This is a genomic window from Oceanisphaera profunda, from assembly GCF_002157895.1.
Taxonomy (GTDB): Bacteria; Pseudomonadota; Gammaproteobacteria; order Enterobacterales; family Aeromonadaceae; genus Oceanimonas; species Oceanimonas profunda.
Map to the genome: position 1 here is coordinate 552,167 of NZ_CP021377.1, position 25,454 is coordinate 577,620.

Annotated in this window: 28 protein-coding genes and 2 tRNA genes; 22 read left to right on the plus strand and 8 right to left on the minus strand. The window is 50.2% G+C overall.

Annotated features, from left to right (window positions below):
* Nucleotides 1-119 precede the first annotated feature (119 nt).
* Nucleotides 120-464, plus strand: coding sequence for a hypothetical protein (locus tag CBP31_RS02400; RefSeq protein WP_087034709.1), 345 nt, complete (start codon nucleotides 120-122; stop codon nucleotides 462-464).
* Nucleotides 465-573: 109 nt separating this feature from the next.
* Here CBP31_RS02400 and CBP31_RS02405 read toward each other — a convergent pair whose 3' ends face one another.
* Both CBP31_RS02405 and folD read right to left on the minus strand, forming a co-directional pair.
* Complete coding sequence (locus tag CBP31_RS02405) at nucleotides 574-1,410, minus strand: ion transporter (protein ID WP_087034710.1); 837 nt, start codon at nucleotides 1,408-1,410, stop codon at nucleotides 574-576.
* 79 nt (nucleotides 1,411-1,489) lie between these two features.
* Nucleotides 1,490-2,347: a bifunctional methylenetetrahydrofolate dehydrogenase/methenyltetrahydrofolate cyclohydrolase FolD gene (gene folD, locus CBP31_RS02410; RefSeq protein ID WP_087034711.1), complete on the minus strand. Its 858-nt coding sequence runs from the start codon at nucleotides 2,345-2,347 to the stop codon at nucleotides 1,490-1,492.
* A gap of 244 nt (nucleotides 2,348-2,591) precedes the next feature.
* Here folD and CBP31_RS02415 point away from each other — a divergent pair.
* Nucleotides 2,592-2,668, plus strand: a tRNA-Arg gene (locus CBP31_RS02415).
* 6 nt (nucleotides 2,669-2,674) lie between these two features.
* Nucleotides 2,675-2,750: transfer RNA gene (locus CBP31_RS02420), tRNA-His, on the plus strand.
* 53 nt (nucleotides 2,751-2,803) lie between these two features.
* Here the strand turns inward: CBP31_RS02420 and CBP31_RS02425 are convergent.
* The 4 genes from CBP31_RS02425 to pspA form a co-directional block, all read right to left on the minus strand.
* Nucleotides 2,804-3,481, minus strand: coding sequence for a tellurite resistance TerB family protein (locus CBP31_RS02425; protein ID WP_087034712.1), 678 nt, complete (start codon nucleotides 3,479-3,481; stop codon nucleotides 2,804-2,806).
* 195 nt (nucleotides 3,482-3,676) lie between these two features.
* Complete coding sequence (gene pspC / locus CBP31_RS02430; RefSeq protein ID WP_087034713.1) at nucleotides 3,677-4,063, minus strand: envelope stress response membrane protein PspC; 387 nt, start codon at nucleotides 4,061-4,063, stop codon at nucleotides 3,677-3,679.
* Nucleotides 4,048-4,281 (minus strand): envelope stress response membrane protein PspB, encoded by a 234-nt coding sequence (gene pspB, locus CBP31_RS02435; protein ID WP_087034714.1) that lies wholly within the window; start codon nucleotides 4,279-4,281, stop codon nucleotides 4,048-4,050. The genes pspC and pspB overlap by 16 nt, the downstream gene beginning before the upstream one ends.
* Nucleotides 4,281-4,979 carry a phage shock protein PspA gene (gene pspA / locus CBP31_RS02440; RefSeq protein ID WP_087034715.1) on the minus strand — a complete coding sequence of 233 codons (699 nt, stop codon included), beginning with the start codon at nucleotides 4,977-4,979 and terminating at the stop codon, nucleotides 4,281-4,283. The genes pspB and pspA overlap by 1 nt, the downstream gene beginning before the upstream one ends.
* Before the next feature lie 282 nt (nucleotides 4,980-5,261).
* On the opposite strand from pspA, the gene pspF reads away from it, so the two are divergent.
* Genes pspF through CBP31_RS02470 form a run of 6 tightly spaced genes read left to right on the plus strand, consistent with a single transcriptional unit; the run spans nucleotide 5,262 to nucleotide 11,777 of the window.
* Nucleotides 5,262-6,269 (plus strand): phage shock protein operon transcriptional activator, encoded by a 1,008-nt coding sequence (gene pspF / locus CBP31_RS02445; protein ID WP_087034716.1) that lies wholly within the window; start codon nucleotides 5,262-5,264, stop codon nucleotides 6,267-6,269.
* 20 nt (nucleotides 6,270-6,289) lie between these two features.
* Nucleotides 6,290-8,032, plus strand: coding sequence for an ABC transporter substrate-binding protein (locus CBP31_RS02450; RefSeq protein ID WP_087034717.1), 1,743 nt, complete (start codon nucleotides 6,290-6,292; stop codon nucleotides 8,030-8,032).
* A 2-nt stretch (nucleotides 8,033-8,034) separates the two neighbouring features.
* Nucleotides 8,035-8,997 carry an ABC transporter permease gene (locus CBP31_RS02455; protein WP_087034718.1) on the plus strand — a complete coding sequence of 321 codons (963 nt, stop codon included), beginning with the start codon at nucleotides 8,035-8,037 and terminating at the stop codon, nucleotides 8,995-8,997.
* Nucleotides 8,981-9,874, plus strand: a complete 894-nt coding sequence (locus tag CBP31_RS02460; RefSeq protein WP_087034719.1) for an ABC transporter permease subunit — start codon at nucleotides 8,981-8,983, stop codon at nucleotides 9,872-9,874. The genes CBP31_RS02455 and CBP31_RS02460 overlap by 17 nt, the downstream gene beginning before the upstream one ends.
* Complete coding sequence (locus CBP31_RS02465; protein ID WP_087034720.1) at nucleotides 9,874-10,890, plus strand: peptide ABC transporter ATP-binding protein; 1,017 nt, start codon at nucleotides 9,874-9,876, stop codon at nucleotides 10,888-10,890. Before CBP31_RS02460 ends, CBP31_RS02465 begins: the two co-directional genes overlap by 1 nt.
* A gap of 56 nt (nucleotides 10,891-10,946) precedes the next feature.
* Nucleotides 10,947-11,777 carry a peptide ABC transporter ATP-binding protein gene (locus tag CBP31_RS02470; protein WP_087038582.1) on the plus strand — a complete coding sequence of 277 codons (831 nt, stop codon included), beginning with the start codon at nucleotides 10,947-10,949 and terminating at the stop codon, nucleotides 11,775-11,777.
* 95 nt (nucleotides 11,778-11,872) lie between these two features.
* On the opposite strand, the gene miaE is transcribed toward CBP31_RS02470, so the two are convergent.
* Nucleotides 11,873-12,655 (minus strand): tRNA isopentenyl-2-thiomethyl-A-37 hydroxylase MiaE, encoded by a 783-nt coding sequence (gene miaE, locus CBP31_RS02475; RefSeq protein ID WP_087034721.1) that lies wholly within the window; start codon nucleotides 12,653-12,655, stop codon nucleotides 11,873-11,875.
* Nucleotides 12,656-12,983: 328 nt separating this feature from the next.
* On the opposite strand from miaE, the gene rbsD reads away from it, so the two are divergent.
* The 11 genes from rbsD to galU all read left to right on the plus strand — a co-directional run bounded on the left by rbsD (nucleotide 12,984) and on the right by galU (nucleotide 22,689).
* The gene (gene rbsD / locus CBP31_RS02480) at nucleotides 12,984-13,403 is read left to right on the plus strand and encodes a D-ribose pyranase (protein ID WP_087034722.1); all 420 of its coding nucleotides are present in this window, start codon (nucleotides 12,984-12,986) and stop codon (nucleotides 13,401-13,403) included.
* 79 nt (nucleotides 13,404-13,482) lie between these two features.
* Entirely contained in the window at nucleotides 13,483-14,997 is a 1,515-nt protein-coding gene (rbsA, locus tag CBP31_RS02485; protein WP_227875187.1) for a ribose ABC transporter ATP-binding protein RbsA, read from the plus strand.
* A complete protein-coding gene (gene rbsC, locus CBP31_RS02490) occupies nucleotides 14,997-15,956 on the plus strand; it encodes a ribose ABC transporter permease (protein ID WP_087034723.1) in 960 nt (319 codons plus the stop codon). Before rbsA ends, rbsC begins: the two co-directional genes overlap by 1 nt.
* Nucleotides 15,957-16,140: 184 nt before the next feature.
* Nucleotides 16,141-17,022, plus strand: coding sequence for a ribose ABC transporter substrate-binding protein RbsB (rbsB, locus tag CBP31_RS02495; protein WP_087034724.1), 882 nt, complete (start codon nucleotides 16,141-16,143; stop codon nucleotides 17,020-17,022).
* A gap of 10 nt (nucleotides 17,023-17,032) precedes the next feature.
* Nucleotides 17,033-17,947, plus strand: a complete 915-nt coding sequence (gene rbsK / locus CBP31_RS02500; RefSeq protein ID WP_087034725.1) for a ribokinase — start codon at nucleotides 17,033-17,035, stop codon at nucleotides 17,945-17,947.
* A gap of 17 nt (nucleotides 17,948-17,964) precedes the next feature.
* On the plus strand, nucleotides 17,965-18,969 hold the full coding sequence (locus CBP31_RS02505) for a substrate-binding domain-containing protein (RefSeq protein ID WP_087034726.1): 1,005 nt from the start codon (nucleotides 17,965-17,967) through the stop codon (nucleotides 18,967-18,969).
* Nucleotides 18,970-19,135: 166 nt separating this feature from the next.
* Entirely contained in the window at nucleotides 19,136-20,023 is an 888-nt protein-coding gene (locus CBP31_RS02510; protein ID WP_087034727.1) for a DMT family transporter, read from the plus strand.
* A gap of 123 nt (nucleotides 20,024-20,146) precedes the next feature.
* Complete coding sequence (locus tag CBP31_RS02515) at nucleotides 20,147-20,695, plus strand: septation protein A (RefSeq protein ID WP_087034728.1); 549 nt, start codon at nucleotides 20,147-20,149, stop codon at nucleotides 20,693-20,695.
* An 89-nt stretch (nucleotides 20,696-20,784) separates the two neighbouring features.
* Complete coding sequence (locus tag CBP31_RS02520; RefSeq protein WP_087034729.1) at nucleotides 20,785-21,084, plus strand: YciI family protein; 300 nt, start codon at nucleotides 20,785-20,787, stop codon at nucleotides 21,082-21,084.
* A gap of 141 nt (nucleotides 21,085-21,225) precedes the next feature.
* A complete protein-coding gene (locus CBP31_RS02525; protein WP_407668780.1) occupies nucleotides 21,226-21,576 on the plus strand; it encodes a ComEA family DNA-binding protein in 351 nt (116 codons plus the stop codon).
* Nucleotides 21,577-21,735: 159 nt separating this feature from the next.
* The gene (galU, locus tag CBP31_RS02530) at nucleotides 21,736-22,689 is read left to right on the plus strand and encodes a UTP--glucose-1-phosphate uridylyltransferase GalU (protein WP_087034731.1); all 954 of its coding nucleotides are present in this window, start codon (nucleotides 21,736-21,738) and stop codon (nucleotides 22,687-22,689) included.
* A gap of 9 nt (nucleotides 22,690-22,698) precedes the next feature.
* On the opposite strand, the gene CBP31_RS02535 is transcribed toward galU, so the two are convergent.
* Entirely contained in the window at nucleotides 22,699-23,676 is a 978-nt protein-coding gene (locus tag CBP31_RS02535) for a response regulator (RefSeq protein ID WP_087034732.1), read from the minus strand.
* Nucleotides 23,677-23,892: 216 nt separating this feature from the next.
* On the opposite strand from CBP31_RS02535, the gene CBP31_RS02540 reads away from it, so the two are divergent.
* Together CBP31_RS02540 and CBP31_RS02545 are read left to right on the plus strand one after the other, a co-directional pair.
* On the plus strand, nucleotides 23,893-24,579 hold the full coding sequence (locus CBP31_RS02540; RefSeq protein ID WP_087034733.1) for a DnaT-like ssDNA-binding domain-containing protein: 687 nt from the start codon (nucleotides 23,893-23,895) through the stop codon (nucleotides 24,577-24,579).
* A complete protein-coding gene (locus CBP31_RS02545) occupies nucleotides 24,563-25,408 on the plus strand; it encodes a DnaA ATPase domain-containing protein (protein WP_087034734.1) in 846 nt (281 codons plus the stop codon). The genes CBP31_RS02540 and CBP31_RS02545 overlap by 17 nt, the downstream gene beginning before the upstream one ends.
* The last annotated feature ends 46 nt before the right edge of the window (nucleotides 25,409-25,454 follow it).

Genomic DNA, 25,454 nt, shown 5'->3' on the forward strand with positions numbered 1-25,454 from the left:
AAAAAACATTGTATTTAAATTTTTTAAAACGCTGTTGTTGTATCTCGTTTTACGCTATTAATGAGGTGTTAAAACAATAACGTGACTTAGGTCACACTAAAATCTGCTAGGAGCACAACATGAAAAAGTCTCTACTTAATATTTTGCTATTAACTTCTGTTACCGCTTTTGGTCTGGCTGCCTGTGACAACAAAGGCCCTGCAGAAAAAGCAGGTGAAAAATTAGACGCCTCTGTTGAGCAATTACAAGAGCAAAGCGAAGAAGCTTTAAGCCTGAAAGAAAAAGGCACCTTGGAAAAAGCCGGTGAACAGTTAGATGAAGCCGCAGAAGGTTTGAAAGAAGGTGCTAAAAATCTTAAAGATGGCGCAGCCGGGCAAGTAGAAAAAGCGGGTGATGCCATTGAAGATGCAGCCGATGCCGCTGATCGAAAGTTAGAAGAATTAAAAGCTGACGACAATAACTAATTAGTGTGGTTAGCATAATAAAAAGGGAGCCTAGGCTCCCTTTTTATTGATTGCTTTTAACTATTATTATTTCGCTACTTACACTTTAAAAAACAGTTCTTTAAACTATTTACCCTTTAATGGGTTTATTCTCAGCAGAGAATTCCATCTCGCCACCACAAAATTTACAAAATTTAGCATCCCGTTCATGGCCACTTTTATCGCACTGCGGACAATGACGATGATCATACTCTTTGCGTATTTCTCGCCCCAGCTCGGCGGTAATAATCCCCGTAGGCACGGCAATAATGGCGTAGCCCATCAGCATAGTCACGGCGGCAATGCCCTGCCCAAAAGGGGTTTGTGGCGTAATATCCCCAAAGCCGACGGTAGTAATGGTCACTATGGCCCAATAAATACTGAGCGGTATGCTAGTAAAGCCATTTTCTGGCCCCTCAACCACATATAACAAAGAGCCAAACAGCGTCACCAAAATAAATAAGCTACCAAAGAACACCATTATTTTACGCCGGCTTTGATTCAGCGAGCGTAACAGCACATTGGCTTCATTAATGTAACGGATTAATTTTAAAATCCGAAAAATGCGAAACACCCGCAGCAAGCGCACCATCAATAAGAAGTTAGCGCCAGGGACAAATATGACTAAATAGTTGGGTAAAACGGCGAGTACATCCATTAAGCCGTAAAAGCTGCGCATATAGGCCAGCCTATTTTGCGCACAATAGATGCGCACTGCGTATTCAAGGGTAAAAAGCAGGGTAAAGGCCCACTCAAGACCATAGAGTAAGGGACCTATTTCGGCGCGTACCGCACTGATGGAGTCCAGAAAGAGCACGCCAATAGACAGCAGAATAGCCACTATTAGCGCCAGATCAAAACGGCGGCCCGCCGGAGTTTCGGTACCAAAGATAACCGTGTATAGCACATCTTTGCTGGGCCACTGCATGGCTTGTCCTTATAAAATATAAGTATTTATAGAGGATAGAGCCTGAATGACAAGGCGTCTTTGTAGTTACGCTTAAACATTATTGATCGTGATAGCGCTCACAGGCAATTAAGGTGTTTTCCATTAGTGAGGCCACCGTCATCGGGCCCACACCACCTGGGACTGGGGTAATGTATGCAGCCCGCTCGGCGGCGACCTCATATTCCACATCACCCACTAAGCGACCGTCGTCTAAGCGGTTAATGCCCACATCAATCACCACGGCACCAGGCTTAATCCAGCTACCAGGAATAAATCCAGGCTTACCCACGGCAACAACTAATAAATCCGCTTCGCCGACCTTGGTTTTTAAATCTTCGGTAAAACGATGGCAGGTAGTGGTGGTGCAACCGGCTAATAACAGCTCTAAGGTCATGGGGCGACCCACTATATTAGACGCACCAACTACTACCGCATTTAAGCCATGGGTTTTAATGTGGCTGCGCTCAATCAGGGTCATTATGCCCTTGGGCGTACAGGGACGTAGGGCTGGAATGCGTTGCGCCAAACGACCGATGTTATAAGGGTGAAAGCCATCAACGTCTTTATGAGGATGAATACGCTCAATAACGGGCGTGCTATCGATGTGATTAGGCAGTGGCAATTGCACCAAAATGCCGTCTATAGTGGCGTCATTATTCAGCTCATCAATCAAAGCCAGTAAATGCTGTTCTGTGGTGTCTTTGGGTAAATCATAAGACTTAGAAATAAATCCCACTTCTTCACACGCGCGGCGTTTACTGCCCACGTAAACCTGTGAGGCCGGATTGGCGCCGACCAATATGACCGCTAGGCCTGGGGGACGTTTTCCGGCGCGCGTGCGTTCTGCCACACGTTCTGCTACCTGACTACGTACTGCCTGTGCAATCGCTTTTCCATCGATTATTTGAGCTGACATCTGCGTTGATTCTCACCTTTAAAAACCTGCGCCGATTGTCGCATTTTTTATCGGCTTTGGTAAGCAAGCCGCAACCGCTTTCGCTTGAGCTGGGTCGCTATTTTGCAGCCACAATGTCAATTAAGCACTCAACCATCAGCGAAGGAGATAAAGCCGTTGACCCAGTGCCGGCAAATGGGTATTATGCTGCCCCGTTACACCTTGACGTTATTTATCATAGCGTTAGGGATAAATGTAGCGCAGTGCGCCCTTAGCTCAGTCGGATAGAGCACCCGCCTTCTAAGCGGGTGGCCGCAGGTTCGAATCCTGCAGGGCGCGCCATCAATGGTGATCGTAGCTCAGTTGGTAGAGTCCCGGATTGTGATTCCGGTTGTCGCGGGTTCGAGCCCCGTCGGTCACCCCATATTTTGTTCTACTCTTGGTTCTAATCTTTTTTCTCCCCTTGCTTTACTTCGACTACTCCACTCCCTGTAATGCCTGCTGCTCAAGATGCGCCACTAACTCTGTGGGTAAATTTAACTTGTGCGCCAATGCCTCTAGATACGCCCGCTCTACTGCTTGATCCGGATCTATCACCAATCGCGATGCCAGATACAACTCAGCCGCTTGCTCTGTGCCCTTTGCTGAGGCTGCAATATCGTCCAGCGACGAGTTAGCCGACAGCATATCGAACACCAAGGCTTTCTCTGGCGCAGATAACGCCATCTCTTCCACTTGGGCAAAAATATGCGCCTGCTCCGCATTATCAATGTGCCCATCTGCCTTGGCGGCGGCTATCATGGCGCGCATTAGTGCCAGTTGAAACGATTCGTCGTTTGCTCCCGTCGGCTCCGCTGCAAAGTGTGCTGCTCGGGCTTGTAAATCAGCGGCCGTGGCTGGCTGAGCCTGAGTTGGACTCTGATTTTGCTGCCAGCTCTGGTAGGCCTTCCACGCCATGGCACCGGCGGCGGCCAAGCCTGCGTATTTCAATGAGCCACCGGCCATACTACGGCCGCCTTTGCTGCCCATTAATAATCCCAAAATACCGCCCGCCGCCGCACCTTTGCCAAAACCAGCACCTTTTACCAGCTGGCTAACGCTATCTAAGCGTTGACCCTTACCTAAAAATTGGCTGACTAACTTATCGATTTTCATTGGCTTATCCTTATTGGGTTTGAGTCATCATAAGTGCGCTGTATCGATTAAAGCACGGCCCATGCCGACTCGCTGCTTTACTCAGCTCTTATCACGACAAAAGTCGGCATGCCTTTATGGTGTGTAAACCTAAACGCGCACGCCTCTGCGCTAAGGCCAGTAAATCTAGCCTAAACCATGAATCGCGTTTATCCATTAATGCTTATCCAGCTCGTTAAATTCCCGGCGCAGCCTAAACTCCTGTGAGGTCAGTAAGCGCTCCATGGTCGCCACCCGAGTGTTGATGTTTTTTAATCGCTCTTCTAAGCGAGTCAGTCCTTCATTCGGTGACAAGCCCGACTGCCAGCCAGCAGTTTTAATATGGCTAGACTCAGCTTCATCCACCGTCGGTTTATCGTCCAGTAATAGCCAAGCGGCAATATAGAAAATCAGCGTTAAGAAGCTGGTAAATATTAAGCAGGTCACCGCTAACACCCGCACTAGCCAAGGCTCAACGCCGACTTTACGTGCTAGGCCAGCACAGACGCCGCCCAGCTTGCCGTTAGCTTTATCACGATACAAATTAACTAGGGTTGACGCCATCCGGGGACCTCCTGATCTAATAATCGTTCTAAGGTAGCAACCCGCTCGGTAAGTTGCTCGGTTTGGCTAAGGGTTTGCTCTAAGCGCAAGCGAGCACTGTCACCTAAGCCATCGTCCAGTCGGCGTTTAGCGCGATAGTGCAGCACTAACCAAATGGGCACCACCAACAGTAAAAATATTTTTAACGGGCCTACTAAGGCCCAGGCAAGTTCAGACATTACTGCTCCTTATTCAGATTGGCTTGGGGCGCAGCATCCGCTGGAGTAGGCTTCATTTTGGCTTTTAATTTTTCCAACTCACGGCTAATGGCATCATCCACTTCAAGCTCGGCAAAAGATTGATCTAAGCCTTTCGATTGACTGTAAATATCGGCCTTGGCTTCTAACTCGTCGATTTTTCGCTCCATGCGGTCAAACTTATCCACCGCCGAGGCATTTTCACTGTGGCGCACCCGATCTTGTACCTTGATCCGACTTTGGGCACTGCGCTCGCGCAATTGCATGGCTTGCTGACGAGAGCGGGCATCCACCAGCTTTGCTTCAAGGGCACTGATGGCCTCAGCCAGCTTATCAATACTCTCGGCGATAACCTGCTGTTCGCGTTGCAAGGCATTGAGCAAGTCCTGCTGTTTGCTTTTCTCTAACAAGGCGGCGCGCGCTAAGTCTTCACGATCGCGGCTTAACGCCAACTCGGCTTTAGTTTGCCATTCCAGCACTCGCTCTTGATGACGCTCCACTTGGCGAAACAGATCTTTCTTCTCGGCTAAAAAGCGCGCTAAATTAGAGCGCTCACGCACCAATTCATCTTCCATCTCTTGAATGATCAAGCGCACCATTTTTGCCGGATCTTCGGCCTTGTCGAGAATGGAATTCAGATTAGCGTTAACAATGTCGGCCAATCGGGAAAAAATACTCATGTTGTTGCTCCTCACTACGGGTAATGCCCTTATTCTGGGCTGGGGTTAGCAAATGTTAAGCAAGCCCTCTGCTTTCTTTACTGTTCAATAACTCAGACAAACTACGTGAATCACTAATTTTTCGTAAACAACTAATACAAGTTCTAATACAAGTTGCGTGCCAACAATAAATAAATAATAACGTGTTGATATAACTAACTATTTAATTCTGGCTAGCCGAAGCCATTTACGAAAGTGGCGTAATTAACTAGTATTTGTACAAATTCACCAGTGCGAGTGCCTATGAATACCGAATTAATTGGCCAATCTAATGCCTTGCTCGGGGTGTTAGAGCAAACGTACTCCCTCGCGCAGTTAACTAAGCCGGTGCTAGTGGTGGGTGAGCGTGGCACCGGCAAAGAGCTGATCGCCCATCGGCTGCATTATTTATCGGCGCGCTGGCAACAGGCTTTCGTGTCACTTAACTGCGCAACCTTGGCTGAGACCTTGCTCGAGAGCGAACTGTTTGGCCATGAAGTAGGCGCCTTTACCGGCGCACAAAAGCGCCATTTAGGCCGTTTTGAACGCGCTCATGGCGGCACGCTGTTTTTAGATGAGTTGGCCAGCACTAGTCCGCGCGTGCAAGAAAAGCTGCTAAGGGTGATTGAATACGGTGAGTTTGAGCGCGTGGGCGGTAGTCAAGCGGTGCGCGTAGACGTGCGTTTGGTGTGCGCCAGCAATCAAGACTTACCCGCCTTGGCAGAAAAAGGCGACTTTAGAGCCGATTTGCTTGATAGATTGGCCTTCGATGTGATTACATTGCCGCCCTTGCGCGCCCGAGGCCACGACATTATTCATTTGGCAGAGCACTTTGCCGTGAATTTTTGCATGGAGCTGGGCTGGCCATTGTTTGCCGGCTTTAGTGCGAGCGTGCGCCAGCAACTGCTGGACTTTATTTGGCCGGGTAATGTGCGAGAGCTAAAAAACGTGATTGAACGCAGTCTGTATCGCCACGCACAGGCGGAGGTTGAGCTGGACGCCTTGTATCTGGATCCGTTTGCTTCTCCTTGGCGACCCAGTGCTGGCGCGGTGCCAAACAACTCTAAAGCCGAGCCTGTAAATAGCCCCAGTTTAGGGTTACCACTGGACTTAAAAGCTCATTTGGCGCAACAAGAGGTAGACTGGCTGAGCGCAGCCTTAAACCAAAGCCAATATCATCAACGCCAAGCCGCGCAATTATTGGGTTTAAGTTATCATCAGTTACGGGGTTTGCTGCGCAAACACGCCGATAAGCTTCCTCACAGCGAGTAGCAACAAGACAAGGATTACGCATGCGTTTATGGCTCTGGGCACTGCTGCCCGCCTTGCTACTAGCCGGGTGCAATGACAAGGATCCCCAATTGGCGCAAAACAGTCTCTTGTATTGCACGCCAAGCAGCCCTTCAAGCTTTAATCCGCAATTGGTTATTTCTACCGAAACCTTGGATGCTACCGCTCACCAGCTCTATGACCGACTGCTCACCTTAGACCCACTCAGCCAACAACCCAGCCCCGCCTTGGCCACCGATTGGCAGCGCAGTGACGATGGCTTGCGCTACCGCTTTAGCTTGCGATCCAACGTCGCCTTTCATCACACCCCTTGGTTTAGCCCCAGCCGGCCCTTTAATGCCCAAGATGTGGCGTTTAGCTTTACCCGCTTAGCCGATAAGCAACACCCTTACCATCAGGTGAGTGGCGGCCGTTATCCCTTTTTCAGCGCTGTTAACTGGGCGCAGCTGGTCAAGCAAGTAGAGGTCATCAATGAACACGAAGTAGAGTTTGTACTTAATCATGCTAATGCAGACTTTTTACATTATTTAGCCAGTGATTATGCGGTGATTTTATCCGCCGAGTACGGCGCGCAATTACTGGCGGCAAGCACGCCACAATTACTGGATCAACAGCCGGTAGGCACGGGGCCGTTCTTATTAAATCTTTATCGACCCGATGAGTTTATTCGCTATCACCGCCACCCTGATTACTGGCAAACCGGCGGCAGCCTGCAACACTTAGTGCTGGATATCACGCCTAAATCCTCTAAGCGATTAGCCAAGATGTTATCCGGTGAATGTGATGCCATGGCCAACCCCGCCGCTAGCCAACTTGAGGTGATACAAAAGCATCCAGACATAGCACTCAGCTATGCGGCTGGTAGCAATGTGGCAGTATTGGCGCTTAATACCCAAAAGCCACCTTTTAATGATCCCAGAGTGCGCAACGCCATCCGCTTAGTGTTAAATAAAAACGACATCTTGCAGGCGGTGTACTTTGGCCGTGCCAGCTTGGCGGAGTCGTTATTACCTGCCCCTTTCTGGCAACAAGCGGAATTAGCGCACCCCAGTACATTTATTAGCTCGACCACCCACCCGGCTATAAGTCCAACTATAAGCCCAGCGACAAACTCGCCCTTAATGCCAACGAAAAACGCCGTTAGCCGTGATCAGCTCGCGCCCTTCCCTGATCCTGAGCAAGAGCAAGAGCAAGAGCAGCAACTAGTCGAGGCAAAAAACCTATTGGCGCAAGCAGGCTTGAGTGGAGGCTTTAAGATGACGCTGTTAATGCCCGCTGGCGCACGGGCCTACAACCCTGATGGCCTGAAAACCGGCCAACTGTTGCAACAACAATTAGCGCCCTTGGGCATTAAGCTCACCTTGCGCCCCTTGGATGAGCAAGTGTTGCGCAACTCTTTATTAGCCGGCCAGCAAGATGCGGTGCTTACCGGCTGGTCTGCGGACATGCCAAGCCCAGACAATATATTGCGCAACTTGCTAAGCTGTCAGGCCATTAGCGCGGGCACCAATGCCAGCCGCTGGTGTAATCCGGCCTTTGAAGTGGAATTAAATCTCGCCTTAACCGAGCCGGATCGGCTGCGCCGCCATGCCTATTATCAAGCGGCGCAATATTTGGCCCAATTGGACGTAGCACTGATCCCCTTAATACACAGTCGGCGCCACTTAGCTTATCGGTATTCCATCGCGGGGCTGCAATTATTGCCTTATGGCGGTATTAACTTTCAGCTGGCAGAAAAGGAGTAAGCATGCTGCTTTATTTATTGCGTCGGCTCGGCCTGCTGATCAGCACGCTCTTAATGCTGACCCTGATCGCTTTTAGCTTGGAGTTTCAGCTATTAAGCCAGCCTACCCAGAGTTTTATACAAGGCTATAGCCAATTTCTGCAACAGCTACTGGCGGGGGACTTTGGCGTATCAAGCGTCTCTGGCTTACCAGTACTGGGCGCCTTAGGGCAGTATTTTCCTGCCACCTTAGAGTTATGCTTGGCCGCGTTTATTATCTCTTTATTGGTGGGGGTGCCCGCCGGCACGTGGGCGGCGTTGCACTTAAATCGCTGGCCAGACACCACGATTTTAACTGGTACTTTAATCGGTTATTCGGTGCCGGTGTTTTGGTTAGGTTTATTGTTGGTGATGTTTTTCTCCCTGAATTTAGGCTGGCTGCCGGTCTCTGGGCAGCTCAGTTTATTGTATGAGATTAAACAAGTGACCGGCATCATGACCATAGATACTTTATTAACCGATGCCTCTTATCGATGGCCGGCCTTTTTTGATGCGCTGCGCCATTTGGTGTTGCCCGCGTTAGTGCTGGCCATAGTGCCCACCACAGAAGTGATCCGCCAAATTCGCAGTGCCTTGCTCGAGGTGCTGAAGCAAAATTACATTCGTGCCGCGCTCACTAAAGGTATCAGCGAAAATTACGTAATTTTGCGCCACGGCCTGCGCAATGCCTTTCCCATGGCCATTCCCACGCTCGGGCTGCAGTTTGGTACCGTGCTGACCTCGGCCATCATGACCGAAATTGTCTTCGATTGGCCTGGCTTAGGCCGCTGGTTAATCACCAGTATCGCCTTGCAAGATTATGCGGCGATTAAAGCCGGCACCTTGGCCATCGCCACCTTTACCATCGTCGCCAGCGCCGCCGTAGAAGTGCTCTCCACCTTGATTTACCCCGCCAGAAGAAGGGCTATCTATGCCAGCCAAAGGTAATATTTATCCAGAAGTGCATGTGCGCTCACCGCTGGAGCAAACCTGGGGGGTATTTCGGCGCAATATGCTGGCCATGATTGGCTTATGGGGCTTAGGGCTTTTGTCCTTGCTGACTCTACTCGCCCCTTGGTTAGCTCCTTATGCGGCCACGGCGCAATTTAGCGATGCGTTATTAATGCCACCCTCTTGGGCTACCGATGGCAATATCGACTTTTTTTTAGGCACCGATGATTTAGGCCGTGATCTATTATCTAGACTGGTGTTTGGTACCCGCCTCACCTTTGGTAATGGTGTATTAGCCGTATTGGTAGCACTCTTGGTGGGCGGCGGCATGGGCATAGTGGCCGGCATGCGCCAAGGGTATCAAGCCAGCATTCTTAACCATTTACTCGACACCTTATTATCGATTCCTTCTTTATTACTGGCGATTATTTTTGTCGCCATTTTAGGCCCCAGCCTGCTAAATACGCTGATTGCCATTACGCTGGCACTCACGCCACAATTTACCCGCGCTATCTATAATGCGGTATCTCAAGAGATGCAAAAAGAATACCTGACCGCCCTGCGCTTAGATGGCGGCACCCGATGGCACATGTTGCGTTATGGGGTGCTACCTAACTTAAGCGACACCATAGTGAGCCAGACCACTCGCGGCTTATCGGTGGCGATTTTGGACATTACCGCCGTCGGCTTTTTAGGCTTGGGCGCACAGCCACCTAAACCCGAATGGGGGACCATGCTCGCCGATGCCTTAGAGCTGGTGTATTTAGCCCCTTGGACAGTCGCCTTACCGGGCTTGGCTATTTTGCTGTCGGTATTAGTGGTTAACATGGTCGGTGAAGGCCTACGCCAAGCAATTAATGAGGTAATGGATTAATGCCGCTGCTTGATATTCGAAACCTCACCATCGAAATTGAAACCCCTCAAGGTTGGGTTAAGGCGGTGGATAAATTTAATTTAACGCTGACCGAGGGAGAAATACGTGGCCTGGTCGGTGAGTCTGGCTCGGGTAAAAGCTTGGTGGCAGAAACCATAGTCGGTATTGCCAAGGATACCTGGCACGTAACCGCCGACCGCATGCACTTTGATAATATCGACTTATTAAGCCTGTCGCCGACCGAGCGCCGACGCATCATGGGCCGCGATATCGCCATGGTGTTTCAAGAGCCATCCAGTTGTTTAGATCCGTCAGAAAAAGTGGGCGCTCAGTTAAAAGAAGCCATGCCCGCCCGCAAAGCGGGAAAAGGCCGTCTTTGGTGGCAGCATTGGAAACATTGGAACTGGCGCCATAAAGAGGCTTTGTCATTGCTGCACCGAGTGGGGATTCGCGACTCAAGAGCGGTGATCAACGCCTACCCTTTTGAGCTATCGGAAGGGGAATGCCAAAAAGTCATGATTGCCATGGCCATCGCCAATCAACCCAAATTATTAGTGGCAGATGAACCGACTAATGCCCTAGAGGCGTCTAATCAGGCGCAGATTTTACGATTATTAGAACGGGTGAATAAGCTGTCGGGCACCACCATTTTATTGATCAGTAACGATCTCACTACCTTTGCTCAGTTAACCAATAACATTACCGTTATGTATTGCGGCCAAGCGGTGGAGTCTGGCAGTCGTGAGCAAATACTCACCCAACCCCATCACCCGTACACCGCCGCCTTATTACATATGATGCCGGATTTAGACGGCAGCTTGCCCCATAAGTCACGATTAAATACCTTGCCGGGTGCCATACCGCCGTTGCAAAGCTTACCCATTGGTTGTCGACTGGGCCCTCGCTGCCCCAATGCGCAAAAAAAATGTGTGCAAACGCCGCCCTTGGCTAAGTACAAAGGGCAAAGTTATTACTGCCACTTTCCGCTAAATATGCCGGAGCCTAAGTCTAAATGAGCCAAGATGTCGATCGTCTAAGCCCGCTGGAACGCGCGCCCATCAGCCAAAGCTGGATGGATCAAGTGCAGCCCAAACCCACCACCGGCAGCCAAGTGCCCTTACTTAAAGTGGATAACCTCAGCCGCAGTTTTGTCACTCACAGTCGATTTTTTCGCAAAGTCAGCAAAACCGCCTTTCATCCTTTGTCGTTTACCTTAGACCGCGGCCAAACCTTGGCCATTATGGGGGATTCCGGCTCAGGTAAAAGCACGCTGGCCAAGGTGCTGGCAGGCGTAATGCCGCCCACCCAAGGCAATATTTATATTGATGGTGAGAAGATTGAACCCGGTGATGATAAAAAGCGCTGTCAGTTATTGCGCATGATTTTTCAAGATCCCAATACCTCACTTAATCCACGCAGTAATATCGGCAAGATCCTGGAAATGCCACTCAGCCTCAATACCAATTTAGATGCGGCGCAACGCCATGAGCTGGTATTAGACACCTTGCGTATGGTGGGTTTATTGCCGGATCATTATCATTTTTATCCGCAAATGATCTCTACCGGCCAAAAGCAGCGAGTCGCCTTGGCCCGCGCGCTGATTTTATCGCCCAATATTATCGTGGCCGATGAAGCCATTTCTAATTTGGATATTTCAGTACGCTCACAAATTATTAATTTGTTGCTCAGCTTACAAACACGCTTAGGCTTATCTTACGTACTGGTCGCCAACGACTTAGGCGTGGTACGCCACATTAGCGACCACCTAATCTTATTGCACGATGGCCACGTAGTAGAAGCCGGTCCCACAAAAAAGGTATTAAGTAATCCGCAAAGCGAGCAAGGCTTACGCCTACTGCAAAATTACCACAACGAGTATCGCTGGCGGCCAAACGAGAAGTGATGTGCAACGAAGGTGTGATGTGTGAGGTAAAATAGTGCAAAGTGCCAAGCTTCGAAATATAGCTGACACTTAGCATTCAACACTTAGCATTGCCTTTATAACGGACAACCGCTGTGAAATTTAAAGTCCGCATCCGGTGCTTGGATCAAATCTGCTTCAACTTCTCGAAAAAGTGCCACTCTGTCGGATATATCTTCGCCGGTGATCTGTTCAGCCAACGCTAAATAATCTTGATAATGCCGAGCTTCTGAACGCAGCAATGACACATAAAACTTACCAATTTTAGGCGGAAGATGTGGCGCCAGCTTGGCGAATCGCTCGCAAGAACGCGCTTCAATAAAGGCACACACAATCAGTTTATCTACTAACGCTTCTGGCTCAAAAGTACGGACTTTTTTTAGCATCATTTTGGCATAGCGTGAAGCAGGTATAGGGTCATACTTGATTTGGTTTTCTTCAATAATCTCTAACACTTGATAGAAGTGGTGTAACTCTTCTCGGATCAACAGCACCATTTTATCAATCATCTCTTGCCCGTAAGCGCAGTCAGCACGAGCCTCAATGGTCTTAGACAACACATTCATACCCTTGAGGCTTTCTAAGCTGCCCACTCGGGTATAAGCGAATTGCTCATAAGGTTCAATCATCTTTGAAATGTCTTTAACGCCCTGCTCTGTTAGGGCATAACGCTTTAGTAAAAACATGGCACTTTGCGCGGCTTTTAATTCACAGAGTAAATGGTCGCGTAAAATGAGGCTCAAGTTTTCGGGCCGCTTTGCTTGTTCAAGCCAAGCGTCAGGCGTTTCGCAGCGTAAAAAAGCGTGGATCGGCGCCAGCAAAGCAGCAAATTCAGCGTCTAGGGAAGGGATGTGCAACATAAGTACCTGTACTGAGCCAAAGGGCAGAATAAATATAATGCGCTATTTTAACATTAAGTCGCGCAGGCTGCTCTTGCTGTTCATCTTACCTTTACTCAGATTCAGACTCTGCTCTTTACTCTGTACTGCTAACCTTGGCTTATGCTCATTTTTTTACATATACCAACTGTTTGTCTGGCTTTTTTGATCCAGCTCTCATTTTTATCATTACAAATATACAAAAAATGGTTTTATTGTCTACAATCGCCATCGAATCGATTGCGCAACCGTTTCGCTCACCCTTTTGAGCATACTCAACAGGGTGAGCGGGCTCAAAAAGGCAAATTTTGTGAAAAAAACCAGCTTACTGAATCGGCATTTATCAGCGTTAGTGGCCAGCGTCGGCCATACTGACCAAATCGTACTGGCCGATGCAGGATTGCCCATTCCCGCCGGCCCTGAGTGTATCGACTTGGCCGTGAGCCCAGGTTTACCCAGCCTAGAGGCGGTGTTGGCGGCACTGTTAACCGAGTTACAGCTGGAATCTGTGGTGTTGGCACAAGAAATCATCACCGTCAGCCCCGAGCTGCATCAGGCGTTACTGGCTCAAATCGCCGCGGCGGCCAGCGCCCAAGGTAAAGAGATCACGGTGAGTTACCTCAGTCATCAGCAATTCAAACTGGAAAATGCCGAGGCCAAGGCCGTCGTTCGCACCGGTGAATGTACGCCTTACGCCAACCTGACATTGCGCTGCGGCGTGCCTTTTTGAGGTGGTTATGGCCAAAGAAATGAGTTCAACACTGCCTAATTCTGCAGCTCAAGACCTGTCTCAAATAATCTCTCAAACCGTGTCTCATGACAGCACGCCTATATTGTCGTTAACCGGTATCGACAAGGCGTTTCCGGGCGTGAAAGCCCTTGATCAGGCGGGGCTGAATGTTTATTCCGGCCAAGTGATGGCCTTGATGGGAGAAAACGGCGCCGGCAAGTCCACCATGATGAAGGTGCTGACCGGTATTTATCAGCCGGACGCGGGCAGCATTGTCTATCGTGGTCAGCCTTGCCATTTTAAAGGTCCACGCGAATCGCAGCACGCAGGCATTGGCATTATCCATCAAGAGCTAAACCTACTGGATGAGCTGACCATAGCCGAAAATATTTTTCTTGGCCGAGAGCCGGTGAATGGGTTTGGCAAAATCAACTGGACTCAGCTGTATGCCAATGCTCAGGTGTTGCTCGACCGGCTGCAAATTCGCCAGTCTCCACGCACTCGGCTGGGCGACTTAAGCATTGGTGCCCAGCAAATGGTAGAAATTGCCAAGGCGCTGTCGTTCAAGGCCGATGTTATCGTGATGGATGAACCCACCGATGCACTGACCGATACCGAAACCCAAGCTTTATTCCGCGTGATTGAAGAGCTACGCGCCGGCGGTTGCGCCATTGTGTATATCTCGCACCGGTTGCAGGAAATTTTTGATATTTGTGATCGCGTGACCGTATTGCGTGATGGCAAATGGATTGCCGAAGCCGCGGTGAGCGATATCGATGAAGAGCAACTGATTGAACTGATGGTCGGGCGCAAATTAGACGAGCAATATCCGCGAATTGCCGTGCCTCAGGGCTCGGAAGTGCTTAAGGTCGAAAAGCTATGCGCGCCGGGCATCAGTGATGTGAGCTTTAGTTTGCATCAGGGTGAAATTCTTGGATTTTCCGGCCTAATGGGCGCGGGCCGCACCGAGCTGGTTAAAGCACTCTATGGCGCCGAGCCTCGTACTCAAGGGCAAGTGTGGTTATCAGGCAAGCCCTATACTGCCAATCACCCCCAGCAAGGCCTGGCCGCCGGTATTGCTTATATTTCAGAAGACCGTAAAGGCGATGGCTTGATCTTAGGATTATCGGTCAAAATTAATATGAGCCTGTCGGCGTTGACCGAGTACAGCCGTGGCCCCCAGCTGGATCATGGTGCCGAACGCAGCGCGGTAGACGACTTCATTAATTTATTCAAAATTCGTACCCCAGGTCGCGAGCAGCTGATCGGTAATTTATCCGGTGGTAATCAGCAAAAAGTGGCCATTGCCAAGGGCTTGATGACCCGCCCTAAGGTGCTGATCCTCGACGAGCCGACACGCGGCGTGGATGTGGGCGCCAAAAAAGAAATCTATCAGCTGATCAACCGTTTCAAACAAGAAGGCATGGCCATTATTTTAGTGTCCTCCGACATGCCAGAAGTATTAGGCATGAGTGATCGCATTATGGTGATGCACCAAGGGCGTATTAACGGTGAATTTAACGCCACCACCGCTACTCAAGAACAACTGCTGGCCGCGGCCGTCGGTAAAACACACCAAAAGGAACAAGCATAATGACGACCGCCAATAACCGCCGTTGGTTCAGCAAGGAGTGGCTGATTGCCCAAAAATCACTGATCGCACTCTTGGTGCTGATTGCCGTGGTGTCGGCACTGAACCCGAACTTTTTTACTGTCGATAACCTGCTTAATATTTTGCGCCAAACCTCAGTAAACGCCATTATTGCCGTGGGCATGACCTTGGTGATCCTGACCGCCGGCATCGACTTAAGTGTGGGTTCGGTACTGGCCCTGTGTGGCGCCTTTGCCGCCAGTATGGTGTCGATGGAGTTGTCTATTTTCATCACCCTGCCAGCGGTATTACTGGCGGGTTTTGTACTGGGTAGCTTCAGTGGCCTGATTGTGGCCAAAGGCCGGGTGCAGGCCTTTATTGCCACCTTGGTCACCATGACGCTGCTACGTGGTGTGACCATGGTGTATACCGAAGGTCGCCCTATTTCCACCGGCTTTACCGATGCTGGGGATATTTTTGCTTGGTTTGGTACCGGCTATGTATTTGGTATACCGGTACCGGTGTGGTTGATGGCCATGACCTTTTTAGGCGCTTGGTATCTGCTGAACCATACGCGCTTTGGCCGCTACATCTATGCGGTGGGCGGCAATGAAGCCGCCGCTCGCTTGTCGGGCATTAACGTGGCTCGGGTAAAAATGGGCGTATATGCCATTTGTGGCATGCTCTCGGCCTTGGCCGCCATTATTGTGACCAGCCGCTTGTCTTCGGCCCAGCCCACTGCCGGTACTACCTATGAGCTGGACGCCATCGCCGCCGTAGTATTAGGCGGCACCAGCCTGGCCGGTGGTAAAGGTGCCATTATGGGCACCTTGATTGGCGCCTTGATTATCGGATTTTTGAATAATGCGCTTAACCTGCTGGACGTCTCGTCTTATTACCAAATGATTGCCAAGGCGACCGTTATTTTGCTGGCCGTATTGGTCGACAATAAACACAAGTAATGTGATGGGTTCTGTGGTCGGCTTGCTTAAAGATAAAGCGCTCTCGCAACGGAACCCTCGGAATAATAAAGTTGAGATCGTAAAAATATTTTATTTGTAAAAACTGAACCAAAATAGCGCCAAGCTGCTGCTAAGTTTGCTCTTACCAATAAGAACTCTTCGCCATTATTAAGGAAAACGCATCATGAAAAAACTGACCACTCTGCTTTCTGTTGCCCTGCTCGGTGCCACCATGAGTAGCGGCGCTTATGCCAAAGACACACTGGCGCTGGTAATTTCTACCCTGAACAACCCTTTCTTCGTCACCATGAAAGAAGGAGCTGAAAAAAAAGCTGCCGAACTGGGTTACGACCTAATAGTGCTGGACTCACAAAATGATCCGGCCAAAGAGCTGGCCAACGTAGAAGACTTAAGCGTACGTGGCGCCAAAGTGTTGCTGATCAATCCCACCGACTCAGACGCAGTCACCAATGCCATTCGTCTGGCCAACCGCGCCAAGCTGCCGGTGTTAACGCTAGATCGCGCCGCCAACCGTGGGGAGGTGGTATCGCACATCGCCTCCGACAACGTGGCCGGCGGCCTGATGGCCGGTGACTTTATTGCCGAGCAAGTAGGTGAAAATGCCAAGGTTATTCAGCTGGAAGGCATTGCCGGTACCAGTGCCGCCCGCGAGCGCGGCGAAGGTTTTAAACAGGCCATCGCCAAGCATGGCTTCGAGCTATTAGCCAGCCAGCCCGCAGATTTTGATCGCACCAAGGGGCTGAACGTGATGGAAAACCTGTTGGCCGGTAATGCCGGTGTGCAGGCGGTATTTGCCCAGAACGACGAAATGGCGCTGGGTGCCCTGCGTGCTCTGCAGGCCGCCAATAAAAAAGACGTACTGCTGGTTGGCTTTGACGGTACTCAAGACGGCATAAAAGCAGTACAAGGTGGACGCTTGTCGGCCACTATCGCCCAGCAACCCAGTGAAATCGGTGCCATTGCCGTCGCAACCGCCGACAAAATCCTGAAAGGCGAAACCGTCGAACAGCATATTCCCGTGCCACTGCAAGTGATCAGCAAGTAAGGCTCACACCATGACGTTAACCGTAGTTGGCAGTATTAATATCGATCACGTTATTCGCTTGGCGCAGTTTCCGCGCCCAGGCGAAACTCTGACCGGCAGTGATTATCAGATTGTGCCCGGTGGCAAAGGCGCCAATCAGGCAGTAGCCGCGGCCCGCTCCGGTGCCCAGACACGCTTTATTGCCTGTGTAGGCGACGATGCGCTGGCCAAGCCGCTGGTTGAAGGCTTTGCCGCCGATGGCATCAATACCGAGGCCATAGCATCGATACGCGGCGTAAACACCGGTGTAGCACTTATTCAGGTGAATGCTGAGGGGGAAAATACCATCTCACTGGCCGCCGGCGCTAACGGTCGGTTAACGCCCGAGCAATTACAGCACCATGGCGCAGGGCTTGCCTGCAAGCAACTGTTGCTACAACTGGAAATTCCGCTCGAGACCAATATTGCCGCCGCCACTCAGGCCAAGGCTCATGGCGCAACTGTGGTGCTCAACCCAGCACCTGCACAAGCGCTGCCGGATGCGCTGTTATCATTGGTGGACATGATCACCCCCAATGAAACCGAAGCCGAGCGGCTCACTGGTATGGCGGTACATGATGATATGGGCGCGGCTCAGGCGGCAGCAATGCTGCATGCCAAAGGTATTCATACCGTTATCATCACGCTGGGCGCAAGAGGCGTCTGGCTGAGCGAGCACGGTCAACCCGGCCAATTAATCCCAGGCTTTAAGGTGAATGCCGTTGATACCACGGCGGCGGGCGATACCTTTAATGGTGCCCTGCTGGCGGCCCTGCAGCAAGGTCAACCATTAATGACCGCGGTACGGTTTGCGCAAGCGGCGGCGGCCTTGTCGGTCACCCGCCATGGCGCCCAAACCTCAATCCCCTATCTCGCCGACATTCAAGCCCTGCTGGACGCTAACTAAATGCCGGAGTTCCATTAATGGCCACCATTAAAGATGTTGCCCGTGAGGCTCAGGTATCAACCTCAACAGTCAGCCATGTGCTGAATAAAACCCGTTTTGTCAGCCCAGAAATCACCCTGCGCGTGGAACGAGCCGTCAAAGATTTACACTATGCGCCCTCTGCCCTCGCCCGCAGCCTAAAGGTCAATGAAACCCGCACCCTAGGCATGCTGGTCACCAGTAGCGCCAACCCTTTTTTTGCCGAAGTGGTACAAGGGGTAGAACAACGCTGTTTCGAGCTAGGTTACAGCCTTGCCTTGTGCAATACCCAAGACGATAAGGCGCGCTTAAACAGCAACATGGAAATGCTGCTACAAAAGCGCGTCGACGGCATTATTTTAATGTGTACCCAGCTTGAGCTAAGTGCTGGCATCTTTGAGCGCTACCCAAATATCCCGCTGGTACTGGCCGACTGGGGACCACAAAACATGGTCGCCGATATTATTCAGGATGGCGGGCAGCTTGGCGGTCAACTGGCCACCGAGCATTTAATTAGCCTTGGGCATCGTCATATTGGCTGCATTACTGGCCCGCTAGGCACCCGAGCGGCAGACGAGCGACTGACGGGCTTTAAAACAGCCATAAACCAGGCCGGGTTAACGATACGCAATGAGTGGGTTAGTGAAGGTGACTTTGAGCTGGCCGGTGGCAACAGCGCCATGAACGCCTTGCTGGCGTTGCCAGCGCGACCAACGGCGGTATTTATTGCCAACGATATGATGGCCATGGGCGCGTTGCGCGCCTTGGCTGATGCTAAAGTGACGGTGCCGGAGCAAATGTCGATTGTCGGTTACGACAACATCGAACTGGCGCATTATCTAGTGCCGGCACTGACCAGCGTCGAGCAGCCCAAAGCCGGCATGGGCGCCTTAGCCGTAGACACCCTACTCACCCGCATAAAAAACCCGACCAGCCCAAGGCGGGTACTCACCCTCACCCCCGAACTGGTTGTCAGAGACAGCAGTCAGGCATATGCAGAGTGATTGGGAAATAGGGAATAGGGAATAGGGAATAGGGAGCTTGTTCCATGGAGTACCACCAATCCCCATTCCCTGCTCCCAATTCCCTATATTCAGCTTGTGGCTCTCAGCTTGTTCCAATCCCAGCGTATGCTAGCATCATGTTCACCCCTCACCCACTTCAAGTGTTATGAATAACCATCAGAAAGGACTGCTGCTCACCGCGTTAGGCGTGCTGGTGATTGCTCCCGATGCCTTAATATTGCGCCTGATCAGCCTGCCCCCCGAGCAAGTGCTGCTGTGGCGCGGCTTGCTTAACATGGTTGGCTTTTTACTGATCGTGGTGCTGCGCTATAAAAGCCAATGGTGGCGGGCTTATTTAAACTGTGGCCGTGCAGGAATCGGCTGCGCCTTGTTGTTTAGCTTAAGCACCCTCGGCTTTGTAATGGGTAATCACTTTACCAAGGCCGCTAATGTGTTGGTTATTTTAGCCTCGGCGCCCTTAATAGCCGCGCTGCTTAGTCGTTTCTTTTTGCAAGAAAGCCTGCCGTTGCGCACCTGGTTGGCCATTGGCGGCTGTATGGCCGGCATTAGCTTAATTGTGCTGGACGATCTTGGTTCGGGCTCTTGGTTGGGCAGCGCATTTGCGTTATTGGCCGCCTTTGGCTTAGCTGGCAATCTCACCTTAGCGCGCAGCCAGCCCCATATCGACATGAGCCCCATGCTCGCCCTGAGCGGCATCATTACGGCAGGCTTAGCGTTTAGCTGGAGTGGCACTATCAGTGGCACTATCGTTCTGCCTGATGCGGTAAACCTAGGGTGGTTGGTATTATTGTGCCTGATATTGCTGCCCATCGGCTTTACCCTTATTCAGCAAGGCCCACAGTATTTACCCTCAGCAGAAGTCAGCTTGTTACTGTTGCTAGAAACGGTATTCGGCACCCTCTTGGTCTGGCTGTTTTTCAGTGAGGCACCCAGTGCACAAGGATTATGGGGCGCAGCCATAGTGCTGAGCGCGCTATTGTTAAAGAGCCTTTTGGATAAACAAAAAAACAAGCCGCTCCTCAGCCAACGCTAAGCTTTGGCTTAGCACAGGTCGCGCCTATGGGTACCCTGCCACCCTAGTTGATACGCAATGTTTTGCCAGCTGTGCTGGCTATGGGTAAACTGTCAGCATATTTGTTGTTTGGATTACTGCCTCATGAAACAGTTCGCTGAATTTTTGCCTCTGATCATCTTTTTTGTGGTCTACAAAACCGTCGATATCTATGCCGCAACCGGTGCCCTGATGGCCGCAACCTGTATTCAAATGCTGGTGTTTTGGGTCAAGCACAAAAAGTTAGAGAAAATGCACTTGATTACCTTGGTACTGGTGTTGTTTTTTGGTGGTTTGACCATCTTTTTCCAGAGTGACGATTTTATAAAATGGAAAGTCACCGCTGTGAATGCGCTGTTTGCCGTTGGTCTTTTGGTGAGCCGTTATGGTTTTCAGAAAAACCTGATCAAACAAATGCTCGGCAAGGAAATGGTCTTACCCGATAGCATCTGGGATAAGGCTAACATCGCTTGGGCCTTATTTTTTGCCGCCTGTGGCGCCCTCAATGTGTACGTGGCATTTAATATGACACAAGAGGCGTGGGTCAACTTTAAGGTCTTTGGCCTGTTGGGCATGACCTTATTATTTACCTTTGCCACCGCTATTTATTTGTATCGTAAGCAGCAAGCGCTAGAAAATAAACCACAAGCTTAGGGTCTGTTGACCTTTCGCCGTTAATCAGGCTGCATGCAGCCTTTTTATTTTTTATGCAACTCAAGCAATTCATGCAATAAGGACTCTACATGTGGTATGTGATTTTTGCCCAAGACAATCCCAATAGTTTGGCCCTGCGCCAAAGTGCTCGCCCCGCGCATTTAGGTCGCTTACAAGCGCTAGCCGCCGAAGGTCGCTTACTCGTAGCCGGTCCTAATCCCGCCGTAGATGCAGAGGACCCAGCAGAAGCAGGCTTTACAGGTAGTACTGTGATTGCCGAGTTTAGCTCACTGGATGCCGCTCAAGCATGGGCTGACGCAGACCCTTACGTGGCAGCAGGCGTATATGCCTCCGTTATCGTCAAGCCGTTCAAAAAAGTGCTGCCGTAATAAAATATAATTTCATCATTAATATAAAAAAATAACCGGCTTAGGCCGGTTTTTTTATTTTTCAAGCTTGCCTTTTTTATTGCTTATCACTCTTTTAGCTTATTTATTGGCCAAATAGTAGTTTATGAGCAAGGCTTTAAGATGTCCAAAGGACGACATCTAACTGACTTTCATCAAGGAGTGATGAACATGAAGATGAATAAGGTACTAATGGCAAGCATGTTAACGGGTCTCTTGACCCTATCCAGCCCCGCCCTCGCGCAAGAGCAGCCAAGCGAACCGGCAGCCAGTGCCGTGGTAACGAGCATTAACATCAACACCGCCAGTGCCGAGCAGCTCACCCTGCTCAGCGGCATAGGCACAGCTAAGGCCTCGGCAATCGTCGCCTACCGAGAGCAAAATGGTCCGTTTGATTCAGTGGATGACTTAACTAAAGTCAGTGGCATAGGTGCCGCTACCATTGAAAAGAACCGTCATTTACTAACGGAATAAGTGAACGGAATAAGCCGATTATATTATTAGGAGGCTTATGTCGATAATAAGACAAAGTGCAGCAAAAGCTACCTACCCATTGTCTTAGCCCTCTCTTATATGGTGGAGAGGGCTGTGATTGGTTATGATACTCCACCCTTATTTTATTAAATGATGTCTATGCCTTCCAGTCAGTCTGAGCACACTTCTTATATACATAATCCAGTTAAAGTTGCGTTACCAACGGCGATCCGCAAAGCGGTGATCCCAGTGGCAGGCCTTGGCACTCGTATGTTGCCAGCCACTAAGGCTATTCCTAAAGAAATGCTACCTGTGGTAGACAAGCCTTTGATCCAATATGTGGTGAATGAAGCAGTACGCGCAGGCATTAAAGAAATTATCCTCGTGACTCATGCCAGTAAAAACTCCATTGAAAACCACTTTGATACCAGTTTTGAGCTAGAAGCCACACTGGAAAAGCGCGTAAAACGCCAACTGCTAGAAGAAGTAAAACGCATTTGTCCGCCCGATGTCACCATTATGCAAGTACGCCAAGGCGAAGCAAAAGGCTTGGGCCATGCAATTTTGTGTGCTCGACCATTAGTGGGCGATGCGCCTTTCGCTATTTTGCTGCCCGATGTATTGATCGATGATGCCAGTTGCGATTTAGCCAAAGATAACTTGGCCGCCATGATCCAAGCTTTTAGTGACACCGGGCATAGCCAGATTTTGGTGGAGCCAGTGGCAGAGCAACAAGTAGATCAGTTTGGTATTGTCGATATTGGTGACAGTAAGCTGGCTCAGGGAGAGTCTGCGGCCATTGAAGCCATGGTCGAAAAGCCTGCTCGCGAAGAGGCGCCCTCAAACTTAGCCGTCGTCGGCCGTTATGTGTTGTCCGCCAATATTTGGCCGCTGCTCAGTAAAACGCCGCTGGGCAAAGGCGATGAAATTCAATTGACCGACTCCATTGCCATGCTGATGGAGCAAGAGGCAGTTGATGCACACCACATCACAGGAAAAAGTCATGACTGTGGTAATAAACTGGGCCTGATGATAGCCAACATCGAGTATGGTTTACGCCACCCCGAGCTAGGTAAAGACTTAAACCGCTACTTAAAACAGCTTAAATTTTAAGACGCTCACTTAATTAGCGCAGTTATGGCGGGCGGTGACCTGTATTTCACCGCCAAATCCGCCCTGCACGCGCAGTGCAAAAGGCCGCGCACAAGGGTAACTCAGTGGGCTCGCGGTCACGTTTTTTATTCCTAATGTGCCGACATTACACTGGCTTAGCCATTCATTACCTTGCATGCCGCCATTGGCGAGCTGCACCTCACTTCCCCTAGCTTGCAGTCGAAATAACGCCAAGTTCACGTGGCAGGCTAAGCCTGCATTTAACAATAGCTGGTTAATATACTCTAAGGTTTTGGCTGGGTTATTGAGCAAGGCCTCGGGGCTATTTTGGTATTGGCGCAGCGGCTCATGCAACACCAGCGCCAACAGGGTCATGAGTGCCGGGCTGTTTTTATCTAGCGGATTAAATTCCGCCAGTAATAACAGCATATCTTGCTCTAACTCAATGTAATCGGTCAGCAGCCAAGGAGAGCTTTGACGACAGCTTAATTGCCACTTTCCTACATTTCGCTCAGGTAACTGCTGCCAAGATTGACATAAACGACTCGCAGCTATGTCATGCTGGCTAAAGTAGCTAACATGCTCATTTAGCTCTTGGCATAACTGGGGTAAGTCAGGCTCAAGACAGCCAATAATGGCCTCTTCTACGGCGCGCCATTGGCGTATCGGTTTAATAAGATAATCTTCCGCTCCCGCCCGTAGCGCTTGAGCCACCACCGACAGTTTCTTTTGGCTGGAGATAGCAATAATAGGTAGGCTTGGCAGTTGGCGTTTTAACTGGCCGATAAGTGGAATGCCAGAGTCGTTCGCCAACAATAAGTCAGTTATTACTACGTCTGGCTGATAAGAAATGGCTTGATTTAAGCCCTCAGCGGCAGAATCTGCCTCCAGCACTCTTGCTCCCCATAGTTCAAGGTAAGCAAGCATTAACTGGCGAAATACTGCATCGTCCTCGATCACTAAAATAAGCGGTGAGCCATGAAACATCAGCTTTAGCACTCAGGTTATGGGTTATACTCTGAGCCTAGTTTATTTTTTCGTGCTGCAGCAGATTTTGTACCGCAACTTTGCGCAGGCTTTTTGTTAAGCTATTTTTGTTAGTCTTGCTTTAGAGACCTTTTTCAGTAGATCTCTTTTTTAAGCGCGCTTTTTATTGCTTATCCACTTTTCACTCGGTACATCTTTATTTGGTAAAGTAGCACAATGACACCGGCAGAATACCAAGCACTCACCTCCCCAACGCTCTCGCACCCTGCTCGCAGCTTATATCAGCTCTATCTACAGCATCAGGCGCTGGGCGATAAGACGCAGCCACTGGACTATCCTTTGCTCGGCAAAGCATTAACCGTGCAAGGCCAAGGTGAATACCATTATCGGGTGACGCCAGCGACGCTTAGCGGGCTAGTGGAAGAGTTAGTGGCAGTGGGCTTACTTAGCTTGCATCATAATCCGCACCCACAGCATTTTCATGGCGCCGTATTCTCCTTGCCACTTAAACACTTGCAGGGCCTAGCACCTTTGCCATCACGCCAGTTTGCCATGCATCCCGACTGGCGGCCTGATCAACAGTTTTCCGGGTTGGCGCGCTTATGTGGTTTACTGGATAGCACGATTGACGAGATCGAGCTGGGCGAGTTTATTGCTTATTGGTTAGGCCGACCGGAAGTATTTGAGAACCAGCATCAATGGATGCTGAAATTAGTGCGTAAACTTAAGAATCAACGCAGCATTAAACGCGCGCCCGCTCCCTCAGTGGACAGCGGCTACCAGCAGCTGCCAGCAAAAATTGAAACCGGCCCCAGCAAGCGGGCTCAACAAATGATGGCCGAGGCCCAACGCCTAAAGGCCACCAACCAGGGAGACTGCGAGTCTGATGAAGAAAACAGCTGAAGAAATTGCGGCCGACCTGAATGATATTGCACGGCGCCGCCGTCGCCCTAGGCCGCAAAAAGACTTGTCGCCTACGGCTAAGCCCGGAGAGACCAAGCAGGTATTGAACCGCATACAGCAATTGCGCGCCGGCGGTACCTTGCCCAGTTATGACTACTTAGAATTAAAGCGCCAGTATGAACAGCAGGCCAATCAAGATGTACAACAAGCCCAAGCGCAAGCCAAGCAAAGGCGCACCGAGCGCTTATTAGCGCAGGCGGATCTTAATCCGGAGTGGGTGTTTGCTAACATGGACCGCGAAGACCCCGTGTTAGGCCATCACATTGATATGGCTCATCACTTCATTAATGCCTTTGATCATTGGCAAGAAAAAGGCGGCGCTGCCATTTTAATCTACGGCGATTTTGGCACTGGAAAATCGACACTGGCCGGCTCCATTGCCCACGATCTTATTTATCAGCATCAAAAATCAGTTATTTTTCAGCAATGGGCCTCTGTGGTAGACCGTTTGTTTTTTGGCGTGATTGAAGATCAAGAAAGTCGTAATCTCTATCGACGTGCTCTCGAAGAGGTGGATCTATTGATCCTTGATGAAGTAGCCGCCAACCGAGCACGTCTTGCAGAAAGTCAGTCGAGCTTTTTAGGGCATCTCTTGCGTCGCCGTCGTAACTTAGGGAAAAGCGTGATCATTATTACTAACCATGATCCGCAAGCGTTACACAGAGCGGTGGGAGATTTTTGTTTTGAGGCCATCAAAGCTTTTCATCCGGTGGATGTCGCCCTGCATGGCCCAAGCCGACGCCCCGACATTGGCGATTATCGCAGCTGATAGCAAAAAGGGTGAAGAGAGAAAAGACAGGCTCTATCTTTAACTG